9 protein-coding genes are annotated in these 15,661 nt (G+C 50.9%); 7 read left to right on the top strand and 2 right to left on the bottom strand.

The window, feature by feature from the left end; genetic code table 11:
- The first annotated feature begins 15 nt into the window (after positions 1 to 15).
- The 7 genes from H144_RS33400 (at position 16) to H144_RS0118710 (ending at position 14,420) form a co-directional block, all read left to right on the top strand.
- A complete protein-coding gene (locus tag H144_RS33400; RefSeq protein WP_019943637.1) occupies positions 16 to 1,062 on the top strand; it encodes a FecR family protein in 1,047 nt (348 codons plus the stop codon).
- A gap of 169 nt (positions 1,063 to 1,231) precedes the next feature.
- Positions 1,232 to 4,570: a TonB-dependent receptor gene (locus tag H144_RS0118740; protein ID WP_019943636.1), complete on the top strand. Its 3,339-nt coding sequence runs from the start codon at positions 1,232 to 1,234 to the stop codon at positions 4,568 to 4,570.
- 12 nt (positions 4,571 to 4,582) lie between these two features.
- Positions 4,583 to 6,256, top strand: coding sequence for a RagB/SusD family nutrient uptake outer membrane protein (locus tag H144_RS0118735; RefSeq protein WP_019943635.1), 1,674 nt, complete (start codon positions 4,583 to 4,585; stop codon positions 6,254 to 6,256).
- Positions 6,257 to 6,379: 123 nt separating this feature from the next.
- The gene (locus tag H144_RS0118730) at positions 6,380 to 7,558 is read left to right on the top strand and encodes a polysaccharide pyruvyl transferase family protein (RefSeq protein ID WP_019943634.1); all 1,179 of its coding nucleotides are present in this window, start codon (positions 6,380 to 6,382) and stop codon (positions 7,556 to 7,558) included.
- Positions 7,559 to 8,138: 580 nt separating this feature from the next.
- Positions 8,139 to 9,572 (top strand): c-type cytochrome domain-containing protein, encoded by a 1,434-nt coding sequence (locus H144_RS32175; protein ID WP_019943632.1) that lies wholly within the window; start codon positions 8,139 to 8,141, stop codon positions 9,570 to 9,572.
- Complete coding sequence (locus H144_RS0118715) at positions 9,569 to 12,952, top strand: DUF1553 domain-containing protein (protein WP_019943631.1); 3,384 nt, start codon at positions 9,569 to 9,571, stop codon at positions 12,950 to 12,952. Before H144_RS32175 ends, H144_RS0118715 begins: the two co-directional genes overlap by 4 nt.
- A gap of 25 nt (positions 12,953 to 12,977) precedes the next feature.
- A complete protein-coding gene (locus H144_RS0118710) occupies positions 12,978 to 14,420 on the top strand; it encodes a DUF1501 domain-containing protein (protein ID WP_019943630.1) in 1,443 nt (480 codons plus the stop codon).
- Positions 14,421 to 14,550: 130 nt separating this feature from the next.
- On the opposite strand, the gene H144_RS33955 is transcribed toward H144_RS0118710, so the two are convergent.
- Positions 14,551 to 14,688, bottom strand: a complete 138-nt coding sequence (locus tag H144_RS33955) for a DUF2256 domain-containing protein (protein ID WP_084599983.1) — start codon at positions 14,686 to 14,688, stop codon at positions 14,551 to 14,553.
- 26 nt (positions 14,689 to 14,714) lie between these two features.
- Positions 14,715 to 15,629 carry a helix-turn-helix domain-containing protein gene (locus tag H144_RS0118705; protein WP_026350807.1) on the bottom strand — a complete coding sequence of 305 codons (915 nt, stop codon included), beginning with the start codon at positions 15,627 to 15,629 and terminating at the stop codon, positions 14,715 to 14,717.
- Positions 15,630 to 15,661 lie beyond the last annotated feature (32 nt).

The raw sequence follows: 15,661 nt of genomic DNA, 5'->3' as shown, positions 1-15,661 counted from the left end.
AATCTTGTTTTATACATGAAAAATTATAAAGAATTTCTGGTTGAAGACTTTGTTCAGGATGCCTATTTCCGTGCCTGGGCAGCAGGGAAGCTCGGCGCAGACGACCGTTTCTGGGAAAATTGGCAGGAGCTCAATCCGCAGCAGCAGATAATGATCCAGCATGCGAAAATGATGGTCCGGGGCCTGACGTTTGATGAGCAGCCCGTCGGCCATGCCGAAATCGATGCGGGACTTGCCCGGATTTTCGAAAACACAACCCGGCGTAAACCGGTGCCACTCTACCGTGGATACTGGGTACGGGCCGCCGCAATGCTCTTGTTGGTAAGCGGGTTGGCCTGGCTGGGCGTGATCCTGACGCGGCGCACGCAAAACGCCGGGCAGGTAATCATAAGCTCGGGCCCGGCTTCTCAAACCAGTAAAATTATCCGATTGGCCGACGGCAGCGTTGTCAGGTTGAAAGGGACCGGGAAGTTGATCGTTGATAAGGCTTTCGGAGCAAAGAACCGGACGGTGTTTTTAACGGGTGAAGCATTTTTCGAGATCATGAAGAACCCGCAGAAGCCATTCCTGGTAGTCACCGGTAATCTGGTAACCCGTGTGCTGGGCACAAGCTTTCTGGTCAAGGATAACCCCGGCGATTCCGCCGTTTCGGTTTCGGTCCGGACGGGGAAGGTGACCGTCTTTCGCAACGAGGGAGGCAACTATGACGCGATCCGTGGCGATCACGTTTTGCTGACGCCCAACCAGAAAGTGGTGCTGGTAGGCCCCTCCGGTAAGTTGGAGAAAACGCTGGTTGAAGAACCCGTCATGCTGGCTGCCGGAGCTGCCGCGGAAGTTTTCGAGTATTCCGAAGCTCCTATCCCGCTTGTTTTCGACCGGCTGGAACAGGCATACGGGGTGAAAATCAGCTTCGACAGGGATTTGCTCGCGGGCTGCACTCTCAATGCGACTCTGGGCGACGAATCGTTGTTTGAAAAGCTCGACCTGATCTGCGAGACGATTCACGCCAGCTATCAGGTCATCGATGGCCAGATCACAGTGCTTTCGAAAGGATGTAAATAGTAAGAACCCCTCAAAATTCTCCATTATGACTAAACCGAACATCTAAAAGAAAAGCCGGCTGTGCTTGTCCCACGGCCGGCTTGTGAACTCCTTCCACCCATGCTGCTGTCAACAGCGGGAAGGACGTTTTTGCCAATTTTTCCAAATCCTACAAAAACAATCAAAAGTAATGGAAACTCGATTACTCACGGATGGTCTGTGCCTGAAAATTGTGAAAATTTCGCTGCTCCAATGTTTCCTGATGATCCTCGGCGCCGGGCTGGCCTACGCCTCGACCGCCCGTGCCCAGGAACTGCTTGAGCGCAGGCTGACCCTCAATGCACAGGATGAGCAGATCAAGGTAATACTGACCAAAATCGAAAAAGATGCGCAAGTCAGGTTTATGTACAGTCCCGACGCGATTCAGGCGCATCGCAGGACATCGTTGAATGTGACCAACCAGCCGTTACGCGCGGTTCTGGAGTTGTTGCTCAAACCGCTATCGGTAGGCTACCGCGTCGCCGGTGGCCGGATCGTGCTGAGCACCTTGGCGGAGGGAAACGTGCCCCAGGGCGAGGAAAGCGGCCGTCGCCCCACACAGCGGAACATTTCGGGCGTTGTGACGGACGACACGGGGGCCGGCCTGCCGGGCGTGAGCATTCTGGTCCGCGGCAGCCAGACCGGCACGACGACCGATATCAAGGGCGCATTTCAGCTGGCTGTGCCGGACAGCGCGGCGGTACTGGTTTTCTCTTTCGTCGGGTATAAAACCCAGGAGGTGGCCGTCGGAAATATGAGTATGATCCCGGTTACGCTCAAACCGGATCTGAAGGCACTGGAAGAGGTCGTCGTGGTCGGGTACGGTGCGCAATCGCGCAGGAACGTTACCGGTTCGGTTTCGAAGGTGAACATGAAAACCGTCGAGAACTTGCCTACAACGAATGTTTCCCAGGCATTACGGGGAAGGGTTGCCGGTGTGCAGTTCATCGACAACGGGCGCCCGGGGCAGGGTGGAAGCATCCTTGTTCGGGGCCAGCGCTCTATTTCGGCCGCCAACAATCCGTTGATCGTCGTGGACGGGATTTTCTTCAATGGCAGCCTGGCCGATATCAACCCTAACGACATCGAGTCCATGGAAGTGCTCAAGGACGCTTCGGCTGCGGCCATCTATGGGTCGCGTGCGGCTAACGGCGTCTTATTGATTACCTCCAAAATGGGTAAGACCGAGAAGCCAACTGTGCGTTTCAACACTTATTTCGGGATATCTGATTGGAGCTACAAAATGAAGCTATTAAGCCCGGAAAGATATATCCAGAAGACGCTGGACTTGCGCAGCCAGACCGGCCAGGACGCCGACCCAGCCAAAATTGAAAGCTATTTGGCGTCGAGTGAAGCCCAAAACTACCTTGCCGGCAAGACAATCGATCCCTGGAAGGAGATATCGCAGGATGCAGGTGTACAATCTTACGATATGAGCCTGTCGGGAAGGTCCAGCAAAACCTCCTATTATTTGTCGGCTTCGTATGTGAAAGAAAAAGGGCTGATTTATAACGATAATTCCAAAAGGACCTCGTTCCGGGTGAACGTAGACAACCAGATCATGGATTGGCTCAAAGTGGGCGTCAATTCCACCTACATCAGCCGCGACTTATCGGGCCAGGAGGCGAGTGTTTACAATGCCTATATGACCAGTCCTTACGGCAAACTCTATTACGATGAGGCCAAGACGCAGCCGACCCAGTTTCCCGTCCCGGAAGATCAGCTGATCGGTAACCCGATGATGAGCTTACTGAACCGCAACGAGGAAATCAACCAGAACCTGTTTGCCAATTTTTTCGCGCTCGTCGATATTCCTTACCTGCCGGGTTTAAGCTACCGCCTCAATTTCTCGCCGAACCTGAGGTGGTCACATAATTACAATTTCACCAGACAGGATATCAATCGGCCGCTTGTCAATACCACAAGCGCCAGTAAGGTGAACCGCCAGGATTATGACTGGGTAGTCGAAAATATCATTACCTATAACCGGCAGATTGGGGAAAATAACGCTATCGACGTGACATTGCTCTATGGGCGCAATCACTCGGGTTGGGAGTCTACGACCGCAAGCGCTTCCCCGCTGGCCAGCGATGCGCTCGACTGGAACAACCTCAATCTAGGACAGGTGCAAGTCAGCAGGTCCGATGGGGCTGCTTCCGACGGCATATCGTCGATGGCACGCTTCAACTACCGGTTGAAGGGGCGGTACCTGGCAACGTTTACAGTTAGGCGTGATGGGAGTTCGGTGTTTGCCGCCAACAACAAGTATGCTACTTTCCCTTCGGGCGCATTGGCATGGGTAGCATCCGAAGAACCATTCTTAAAACAGGTTTCGGCGATCGATCTGCTTAAACTCAGGGTTTCTTTTGGATCGGTGGGCAACCAGGCGATCAGCCCCTACCAATCACTGGCCTTGTCGGCAACGAATCAATACGTGTTCGGCGACGGGGGAGCTACTTCGACCGGAATTTTTACGTCGAACATGGCCAACAGCAACCTGAAATGGGAAACCACACTATCTTCCAACATTGCCCTGGACTTCGAATTATTGAAAGGCCGGATCGGCGGTAGTGTCGAATACTACAATATGGATACGCGCGATTTGATCCTGGCGCGGGCATTACCAACCACAACCGGCTTTAAATCGGTGTTGACCAACCTGGGTGCGACCAATAACAAAGGTTTCGAACTAACCCTGAACACGGTCAATTTCCGCCGGGGCAGCTTCGAATGGAACAGTAACCTGGTGTTCTCCACCAACAAAAACAAGATCGTACACATTTACGCCAGCGACACCAACGGCGACGGGCGCGAAGACGACGATCTGGGCAACCGCTGGTTTATCGGCAAGCCGATCAGCGTCGCTTACGATTATGTCTTCGACGGGATTTACCAGGAAGGCGAGAGCCTGCCCAACGCGAGTTATAAACCCGGCTGGGTAAGGGTAAAGGACCTGAACGGCGATGGCAAGTTCGATGCGGCGGGTGACCGCGCGATCGTGGGGCAGCTGCAACCGAAAATCCGCTGGGGCGTCACCAATAATTTCAGGTACGGGAATGTAAACCTGTCGGTGTTTGTCAATGCGATGCAAGGCTGGATACAATCACTGAGCGTGCTGGATATCCGCAACGCTCCGACTGGGGCGGGCAATTACCCTGAGCGGCCGGCCAACATGATCGATGCCGGGTGGTGGACGCCGGAAAACAAATCCGCGACAAGGCCCGCAATGAGCTACACGAACCCGTTGGGACATAACTACTATATGAGCCGGAATTTCATCCGTGTGCAGGACGTGTCTCTGTCTTACGATTTTCCCAAGCAACTGTGCGGCAAACTGCGTGTGGGAAGTTTGCGCCTGTACGCGAGCGGCAGGAACCTGCTGACCTTCACGAAATGGCTCGGTCCCGACCCGGAGAGCGGCTACAATTCCCAGTCCAACTTTTATCCCACGCCCAGGACTGTCACCATGGGCCTGAATCTCAGCTTTTAATCGCCACTGATCATGAGAAATTTTATCAAAATGAGCTTTTATAAAACGGCGGTGCTGCTGACGCTGCTTTGCCTGCTGAGCGCCTGTAACGACGACTTTCTGAACGAAAGCCCCGTGGCGCAATTGAACCCGGAAGCTGTTCTGACCACCAAATCGGGCTTCGAAAGCTACATTACGGGCCTGCACGTAGCCGCACGGGAGGAATTTGCCGGCCTGGACGGCCTGCACGCCCACGTGACGATGAATATGGGCACCGACGTAGGTACTCCCTCACTGACGACCTACAACTTTGTAGACTATAACGTAACGCTGACGCCTACCTACCAAGGGGCGCAGTACTATTGGGACTGGGCCTATACGCGAATGCTTTCACGGGCCAATACGATTATCACCTATGCGGAAAAGCCCGAAAATAGTTCCATCTGGGCGAGCGAGGCGGAAAGGAATGCTGTGATTGCGGAAGCCAAATTTTTCCGGGCCTATACCCACAACCTTTTAGCGAACCTCTACGGGGGCGTTCCTATCGTGGAAGAGGTGTTCTCGGGCCCCAAGACGGATTTTGTCCGCAACACCCGCAAACAGGTGTACGAATCGGCGGCAAAGGACCTGGTTTTTGCTTCCCAATGGCTTCCAGCGACCGTCGATAAAAGCAAAGACGGCCGCATTGTAAAGGGGGCCGCGGACCATTTGCTTGCCGAGGTGTATATCAGCCTGGGCGAATACGATAAGGCCATCGAAAGTGCAGGTAAGGTGATCGGCTCAGGAATTTATCAGTTGATGAATGCCAGGTTCGGCACGGAGAAAGAGCTGCCGGGCGATGCGTTTTCCGATATCTTCAAAGACGGTAACACCAATCGCGGGGCGGGTAACCTGGAAACCATCTACGCGTTGCAGATAGAAGACCAGACGCCCGGTGGTAAGCCTGTGTCGAGCATCTATGGCGAAACCAATGCGGGCACCGGTGGCAACCATTGGCTAAGGGCATGGGGGCCGTTTTATGCCAATCTCAAAGATCCCGCGGGTAAATCGGGAATGGTGCTGGTGGATTCGATGGGCAGGGGCGTGGGCTGGATTCGCCCCACCAATTATGTGCTGTATGATATCTGGAAAGATAATTTTGACAACGACATCCGTAATTCACCCCACAACATCCGGCGTAGCTTCAAATATACCAACCCGTCGTCCGCCTACTTCGGTAAGCCCGTTGGAAAGCTCACAGCGGAGATCGATACGATGCAATTCCTTTTTCCAACAATCCGGAAAATAGAAGGGAAGGTGGGCAAGACTACCGACAACTCCTACGGCAAGACCTTCAAGGATTACGCGGTGATGCGCTTTGCCGAAACCTACTTGCTCAGGGCGGAAGCCTACATCCGCAAAGGTGAGCTGGCCAACGCGGCAGCCGACGTCAATGTGGTCAGGGCGCGTGCCAAGGCAAAACCGGCCTCCGCAAAGGAAATGACGCTGGATTACATTCTCGACGAACGTGCCCGGGAATTGATCGTGGAAGAGCAGCGGCGGCGTACGCTGTCGCGCATGGGCAAGCTGGTCGAACGTGTTCGCAAGTACAGCATTCGTGCCTCTACGAGAACCTCCATCCTGGAAAAGCATGAGTTGTTCCCGATCCCGCAGTCGGCTATCGATGCGAATTTTTCGGCAGTGCTCGAACAGAACCCCGGGTATTGAACCGCAATATATCAGACATACATCCATTCAAAAATCACTCAAATGAACAGAAAGCAATTCCTTGGGCAGCTGGGCTTATTGTCAGCTGGCAGCTTCCTTTTTTCCCATTCCTCTTTGGCATCCATGAAAAATAAGCGGATACTGGTAGTGTCCGGCTGGCAGGATGTCAATATCGGCGATATCACCCACACGCCCGGCCTTTTGCATATCCTGGAAACCTATTTGCCGTCAGTTCAAGTCACACTATGGAAACGTAGTAACGGCGAAGACGTGAAGACAATGCTCAACCAGAATTTCCCAAATGTAAAGATCATTTACGGGGGCGTCGACGAGCAGCTGAATGTAAATAACCCCGAAATAACCGAAGCCTTCAAAAACCACGACTTTATGCTCCACGGCTCCGGCCCCAGCATTGTCGGACAGCAAAACCTGGAAGCATGGATCAAAGCGACCGGTAAGCCATTCGGGATTTTCGGTACGACTATCCAGGATATCAATCCCAAGCTCAAAGCGCTGTTGCAAAAAGCGAGCTTTATTTACACGAGGGAAACCGCTTCGATAAAGGTTTTGAACGACAACGGTATTTCGGGCAGCCATATCGGTTTCGCACCCGACGCCACTTTTTATATCGATTTGGAAAACAAGCAAAAAGCCGATGCGTTTTTGAAATCAGCCGGTCTAACGCCGGGTAAATTCATTTGCGCAGTGCCGAGGCTGCGCTACACGCCGTACCATAAATTCAAACAAACCGGCTGGTCGCAGCAGCGGATCAACCTGGTGGAGACGACCAATGAAAAATTCAAGGAACAGGACCACGCCAAGCTGCGCGAAGCGATCGTCACCTGGGTCCGGCAGACGAAGAATAAGGTGCTGGTTTGCCCTGAAATGACCTACGAGGTCGATATTATGGACGAACTGCTGATCAACCCGCTACCCGACGACGTCAAACCATATGTCGTCAAGAGGGGATACTGGCTGCCCGACGAGGCGGCCTCTGTCTACGAACAGGCATTTTCGGTACTCAGCTTCGAATGCCATTCGCCGATCATCGCAGCGGCCAAAAAATCATTGTTTCTGTACCTGAGACAGCCCGAGGATACCATTAAGGGACAAATGTATTACGACCTGGACTTCAACGACTGGGTCTTCGAGATTGAACAGACGACAGGCAAGCAAATCTCTGACCGGCTGATGAGCACATGGAACAATCAGGCCGGGGCCAAGAAGGCCCTGGCCCAATCTATGGCGAAGGTCGATAAACTCTACAAAGCAGCAACGACTTTAGTGGCGGCCTCTATCTAACAAAATGTCCCGGCACGCTAGCTGCCGGGACACTCTAATTTCATCGTGATGCAAGCCCGTTAATCAGTGTAATTGACGACAGATGCTCCGTTTCCGGGCCGGAAGGCGCATGGCCTATCCGGGTAGGTCAAAGTTTGCGTTTGCCCGGACGGCAGCGTTTGTACAAAAGCCGCTTGCCATTACTATCCACAGGGGTTTTGGAATAGTCAAACGCACGGAAAAGATCTTGACTTTCTTGAATCTTGAAGTACCAGCGTTAAATCGTTAAGGTACAGTTCTATAACTTAGGTGATCAATATTTTGCCCGAAGACTGCTAAAAGTTAGCTCTTCCCAAGCCGCTAGTGCGAATATGACCTGGCCGATGGCGGGACATGAGTGCTAGTCACTACTTGTTACTTCTGCGTCAAAAATAAATTTCCCGGTAATACGGGAAATTTCAAAGGCATGCCTGTTTCTGCATTATTAGGCTGTGCATTTGTTTTTTATGGCGATGAAATGGTATTATGTAAAGAGTTTAAAAAGGTTGACTTTCTATTTGCGTACCGAGTTAACAAGGGATAATTCCAGAAGAAGCCGAATATGATTTTACTAAAATTAATACCGACTAATCTGGAAGTTCTAATCGGCAGGCTGCACCCGCTGGTGGTACATCTGCCGATAGGAATTCTCTTGCTTGTCGCGCTTTTTGAGTGGCTTGCCACCAGGGAGAATTACTCCGTCCTGCGTCCGGCCGTAGTCATAATGGCATTTTGGGGCATGGTAACATCCCTGTTTTCATGTATTGCTGGCTATGTTCTTTCCACTACTGGTGGCTATCAGGACGAATTGATGGGTCTGCATAAGTGGTTTGGCATTGCGCTCGCAGTTTTGGCAGCGGGTTTCTATCTGGTCAAGAAGCTTCAATTCGAATTCAAATATTCTCAACTCTTCTTTGTCTCGGCATTCATGGCGTTACTTACCGCAACAGGACATTACGGCGGGGCGCTCACGCATGGCGAGGATTTCCTGAAAGAGCCCGTGATGGCAATGGTGTACAAGAAAAGCGATGATGTAACGCGTAAACCGATCACTGACATCGACCAGGCCCTGGTTTACAAAGATCTGGTGGAACCTGTCCTGGAACGGAAATGCTTCCAATGCCACAATGCGCAAAAGAAAAAGGGCGATCTACGACTGGATACTCCCGAGCTGCTTCTTAGGGGCGGTGAGCACGGGAAAGTGCTTGTCGCCGGAAAAACATCAGAAAGCGAACTGTTCAAAAGGCTGCTCTTGCCGGAGGAAGACCCCAAAAGAATGCCTCCCAAAGGTAAAATACAGTTGAATGAGCAGGAAATCGCGCTGTTGCATTGGTGGATCCAAACCGGTGGCTCCATCGACAAGCAAGTGGGCACATTGCCCAAGGACGAGAGAATAAAGACCGTTCTGGCGGGTATGCAGGATGGCCGCGGCAGTCAAACGCGCGAGATAGTCTCTCATGAGAAAGGTGAGTTTTTAGCCGAAAAAATCCCAAAGCCCCATGACGAGGATCTGGCGGCCCTGGTAAAGATACATGTTGCTGTCGATCTGATCGGGCCTGAAAACGGCTGGGTTAGCATCAATGCTGTAAATCATTCGGATTTCGACGATCAGGATGCTCAATCTCTGCTGCCGCTGAGAAAACAGGCAGTCTGGCTGAAACTGAACGACACAAGGGTCACGGACGGTGCGTTACAAACCATAGGACAGCTCACCAATTTAACCCGGCTGAACCTTGAAAATACGGTAACCGGTGATGCGGGAGTGAAGAATCTTGCGCCTTTAGCCCAGTTGCAATACCTCAACCTTGTGGGGACAGAAGTGACAGATGCCGGGCTGGAAGCGCTGAAAACCCACAAACAGTTGAAACGCCTGTATTTGTGGCAAAGCAAAGTCACGCTGGCAGGAATAGAAAATCTCAGGAAAGCGCTGCCCGATTGTGAAATTAATTTTGGAGAAGTATTGGAAAAAAACCTAACAAGCACAAATTCAAAATGAAACAGTTGGGATTAGTCTTTTTTTCGTTCATATGCATCTGCCTTGGTTCCTGTGCGGATTCGACGGAAATTCCTCAGGAAGTTCTGGCTTTTGACGAAAGCCTACCTGAAACGGTCGACTATAATCAGCATATCAAGCCTATCCTTTCCGATCGGTGCTTCAAATGTCACGGACCCGACAAAACCAAAATAGAGGCCGGGCTTCAACTGGCGAGTTTCGACGGGGCTACGATGGAGCTGAAAAGCGGGGCCACGGCTATCGATCCCGGAGAAATCAGTAGCAGCGAGTTGATCAACCGGATCCTGAGCAAAGATCCGGACCTGGTGATGCCCACGCCAAATAGTCACCTGACGCTTACCGACGAAGAAAAAGCATTGCTGATCAAATGGATCAGACAGGGTGCTGAATATCAAGAGCATTGGTCGCTCGCAAAAATAAAGCAACCGGAAGTGCCCCGAGTTGGAAAAGGTGTGCTCGCGCGTTGGGGCTTGTCCGATGACGAAGAAACCAGGTGGGTGAAAAACGAAATCGATCATTTCGTGATGGCAAAACTCAAAGAAAAGGGTTTAAAACCCAGCGCCCGCGCCGATAAATACACGCTTTTGCGCCGGGTGTATATGGACCTGACCGGATTACCGCCGACGCCCGCCGAAATAGATGCCTTTGTCAATGACCAATCCGCCAATGCTTATGAGAAGGTTGTTGATAAACTCCTAGCTTCGCCTCATTTTGGGGAACAACAGGCGGTCAGTTGGCTGGACCTGGCCCGTTATGCGGACTCGAACGGCTACCAGGATGACGCGCTGCGCACGATATATCCTTACCGTGATTGGGTGATCCGGTCGTTCAATGAGAATTTGCCTTTCGACAAATTTATTACTTATCAATTGGCGGGAGACCTGCTGCCAAATCCTGATAAGGATATGATGATTGCCACTGCGTTTAATCGTAACCATTCTCAAAGCGAAGAAGATGGGATTGTCCCCGAGGAATATCAAGTAGAGTACGTTGCTGACCGGACCAATACCTTCGGAAAAGCCTTTTTGGGCCTGACTATGGAGTGTTCCCGGTGCCATGACCATAAATATGATCCTATCAGTCAAAAGGATTACTATTCAATGTTTGCATTTTTTAACAACATCAATGAGCATGGCCAGTCGCCCCATATGTCGGAGGCGAGCCCGATCATTACCCTGCCGACTCCCGCCGCAGAGTCGCGGATACGGTTTATCAAACAGGGCCTGGCTAAGCTGGATAAGGATGGCCAGGAGCAAAATGCTTCCCTTCGGCGGCGATTTGAAACTTGGCTTGCCAAAGGTGGAAACGCGCAGCGCATTTTAGCGGATAAGGATTTGCTCGTGGATGTGTCTTTTGATTTCAAGTCTTCGAAACGTAAAGATGAGACAGGCAAGGATAAACGTCATGTCTTTAAAAATGTGGCAAACGACTCACTAGCTCTGGAAATTCACGGCGATACTGCATTCATGCCCGTCAGTATAAAAGGACCAAAGGGTAGGGGATTAGGAGTCAAGTTTGTTGGAGATGGCTATCTTAAAATCCATGAAACCAATAACTGGTGGAAGATGAAAGACTTTGATCACAGGACCATTGGGAACTTTGAGCGGAACCAACCTTTTTCGGTCTCGCTGTGGGTGGGTATCATTGATCCAAAATTCAAGGGACAAATCTTTAACAGAAATTCCGGAGCACTTTCCGCTGGTCGTGGCTATGAATGTCGCCGACTCGAAGATGGCCGCCTTGCATTCAGCATCAGCAATGTGTGGCCAGATGATGCGATTGACTTTGAAACGGATGAAGTGCTACGGCCCAACCGTTGGACTCACATCACCTTCAGCTACGACGGAACAAGCAAGGCCAGCGGAATGAAGGTATACATCGATGGCAAGATTGCCAGGGGTAGGATCATGAGCGATCATTTAACCGGTAGTTTGATTTTTGAGAAGAACCGTGAAATCCAGAAATCCTATTCGTCCTCGACGAATTTTTCCCTTGGGAGGATGCATACCACCATCAACAAAGGGTATGCGGTGGACGAGCTCAAAATTTTTGGCCGTGTGCTGACGCCGCTGGAAGTGCAGAGCGAAATGGCCGAGAAGGATCTGGTCAACCTTGCACTGGCAATTCAACCCGGCAAGAGAAGCACTTCTCAGACCGATGCGCTTTTTGATTATTACAAGACCCATATCGATCCGGTTTGGCTGCGATTGAATGCTAAAAGAGAAATGCTGATCGGACAAGAAGTAGAAATCCTTAACAAGGAAATCGATATTATGGTATCGCGTGACCGGAAGTATCCCCGTAAAACCTATATTTTGAACAGGGGTGTTTACGACGCTCCGGGTGAGGAGGTAATTCCTGAAACACCTCTGAAAATTGGAAAACTCCCCGAATCGTACCCCCGTAACCGGCTGGGCTTGACTCAGTGGCTTCTCTCGGAGGATAATCCATTATTTGCACGGGTAATGGCAAACCGTTTTTGGCAGCAATACCTGGGTAATGGCCTGGTGAAAACCCAGGAAGATTTCGGTAGCCAGGGCGAGCTGCCCTCGCATCCTGAACTGCTGGACTGGCTTGCGGTAAAGTATAGAGAAGGCAGCGGAGAAAAACACGCATGGGATACGAAGGATTTTATCAGACGGATCGTGCTTTCGGCGACTTACCAACAGTCCTCTATCGCAACCAAAGAGCAGATTGAGGCTGATCCTGACAACCGCTGGCTGGCCCGAGGAAGCAGCTACCGGTTTAGCGCAGAACAAATCAGGGACAATGCGTTGCTAGCGAGTGGACTGCTTGTCAGGGATATTGGCGGCCCTAGCGTGTATCCCTACCAGCCTGCCGGCATATGGGAGGCGCTTGCTACACGTAATGTCACAAATTACAAACAGCAGCACGGGGATAATCTGTATCGCCGCAGTATGTATACGATCTGGAAGCGAACAAGCCCACCGCCCATGATGCTGAACTTTGACTCGCCAGACAGGAGCCTGTGCACAGTGCGCCGCCAGAAAACGGCCACGCCTCTGCAAGCATTGGTGACTCTCAATGACCCTCAGTTCGTGGAAGCTGCCCGGGTTCTTGCACAACGCACAATCAAGAGGCCGGCCACATTTGAAGCCAGGGTCAAGCTATTTTTCAGGTCCGTCGTATCAAGAGACCCGAGGGTGACTGAAATAGCAATACTTAAAAACCTTTACCGGACCGAGCTTCAAAGCTTTTTGCGAAATCCAGCCCTTGCCGATTCACTGCTGGCCACCGGTGAGTACCAAAGAGATAATTCCCTGAATGGCGCTGAACTGGCTGCCTACACGGTGGTTGCCAATACGATATTAAACTACGACGAAGCCATTGTCAAGCGCTAATCATTCACCGAAATCACTTCATGAAATGACAACCGAACTTCAAGATAAAGTGCATGACCAGATCAGTAGGCGCACTTTTTTGACAACATCCGGAATAGGATTAGGTGCGGCGGCGATGTCTACTATCCTGCCTTCTTCGGCCCAAGCGGCCGATAGTGCGCATAGGATTGGTCCGCATTTTGCTCCCAAGGTAAAGCGCGTTATCTACCTGCATCAGAGTGGGGCACCTTCCCAGTTGGAAACTTTCGACTACAAGCCTAAACTCGAAGCCATGTGGGGAAAGAACCTTCCTGAGTCTGTTCGCGGAGGGCAGAGATTGACGGGTATGAGCGCTGGTCAGAGTTCATTTCCGCTGGCCGCCTCCTCGTTCAAATTTGCCAGGTACGGCCAAAGCCGGGCGTGGATAAGCGACTTGCTGCCCTATCACAAGCAAATCGCTGACGAGCTATGTTTTATTAAATCCATGCATACCGAGCACATCAACCATGATCCTGCCATTACTTTCATTCAAACCGGCAATCAGATCGGAGGCAGGCCTTCTATGGGCTCCTGGATGAGCTATGGCCTTGGATCTGAGAATCAGAACTTACCGGCATTTGTGGTGTTGCTGTCCAGGGGCAGGGCCGGTGATCAGCCGCTATATGCCAAGTTGTGGAGCAACGGATTCATTCCTTCGGTACACCAGGGAGTCGTTTTCCGTTCAGGTCTCGACCCGGTGTACTATCTCAATAATCCTAATGGCCTCAATAAAACGTCCAGGCGGAACATGCTCAGTGCATTGGCGAAATTGAGCGAAGACCAATACAAGCAGGTTCTCGACCCCGAACTCGACAGCCGGATGAAACAATACGAAATGGCTTACAGAATGCAGAGTTCGGTTCCCGAAACCCTGGATATTTCGAAAGAACCTGATTCAATATTTGACATGTATGGGCCGGACAGCAGAATTCCCGGGACTTATGCAGCGAACTGTCTGCTGGCCAGAAAGCTGGCAGAAAAAGATGTCAGGTTTATTCAGTTGTATCATCAGGGATGGGACCAGCATGGCAATTTACCCAAGGACATTCAGGTCATGGCCAAGTCAGTAGATCAGGCATCTGCCGCATTGATCAAGGATTTAAAGCAAAGAGGGTTACTGGACGACACCCTGGTTGTATGGGGAGGAGAGTTCGGACGTACTAATTATTCGCAAGGAAAGCTTACCAAAGAAAATTATGGCCGCGATCACCATCCCCGATGCTTCTCCATTTACCTGACAGGTGGTGGCATCAAACGTGGATATTCGCATGGTCAAACCGACGAATTCGGTTATAATATCGTCAAAGACCCCGTGCATATCCATGATCTACAAGCTACTATTATGCATTTGATGGGGATTGACCATGAGCAGCTTACATTTAAGTTTCAGGGAAGGCGGTACCGGCTCACAGATGTTGCCGGTAAAGTTATCAAACCTATTTTATCTTAATAATTATAACCGTAGTTACTTTGGCTTAAGTCGCGAGTGTATCCACGCCTCTGGAGGTCATTGACAGCTTCACTCAGCGTGTCGTAGTCATGACGTAGGTGATCATTATAAGTATTGAAAGAGCCGTATCTCATTTCCTAGCGCGGCACCTTTCACTGCAATACTTGACTTCATCCCAAACTTTCTCCCACTTCTTTCGCCAGGTAAATGGCCTGCCGCATACCACGCAAGTTTTTTCAGGCAAGTCCTGTTTTTTGATTCCTTTCATTAAGCATTGTTATAAGCGAACAGTTTCTAATTAGGATTCAGCAATTTACGAAAAGCAGCGGGCGACATGCCTGTTTTATGTTTGAACAATTTATTGAAAGACTGCGGATGCTCGAAGCCCAGTGCATAAGCTACCTCCGCAGTAGTGAGCCGGTCACGGCCTAACATTTCTTTGGCTTTCTCAACCATTTTCAAATGGATGTGCTGCTGGGTGGTGTGGCCCGTGAGGGATTTCAACATGTCGGACAAGTAGCGCGGGGAAACTTTCAGGTACTGTGCTATTTCCTGCGTGGTTGGCAAGCCGCTTATCAATGCCGCTTCATTGTTCAGACGGTCATTCAGAAACATATTCATCTGGTCGATCAGGTCGTGATGGACGACATTCCGTGTCAGGAATTGACGGTTATAGAATCGGTCGCAATGATGAAGCAGCAGCTCGATCTGGGAAACCAGCACGGCCAGGCTGAAATGGTCAGTCTGAGTCGAAAGTTCCGCCGCTATCGATTCAAACACAGACTTAATTACGTTCTTCTCTTTTTCGGAGAGGAACAATGCTTCTGACACCGAATAGGAGAAAAAACCGTATCGGCTAATCCGCGATGCGAGAGGATGTTTGTAAAGAAGATCGGGGTGGAAGTATAATGCATAACCCTCGTGCTCCCCCAAATCATCGGATAACTGAACGATTTGATTAGGCCCTACGAAAGCGAGCCCGCCGTCACGGAAATCATAAGATCCCGGCCCATATTTGGCCTTGCCATTGAATCGTAGTTTGAATGCTATTTTATAGAAATACAGCAGATACTGACTCCCGGCATCGGCCAGACTGGGCTTGTTTTCATCGTAATTGACCAATGTGATCAGCGGATGCAGGGGCGAGGGCAGGCCAACCCGCTCCATCAAAGCTGAAATGTTGTCAAAAACCACTGGTTGCCTCTGCATAGCTGCTTATCGTTTTTAAAAAATAACAATCC

It is taken from the genome of Dyadobacter beijingensis DSM 21582 (assembly GCF_000382205.1).
GTDB classification, from domain to species: Bacteria; Bacteroidota; Bacteroidia; order Cytophagales; family Spirosomataceae; genus Dyadobacter; species Dyadobacter beijingensis.
This window is presented reverse-complemented; position numbering and strand designations above follow the sequence as displayed.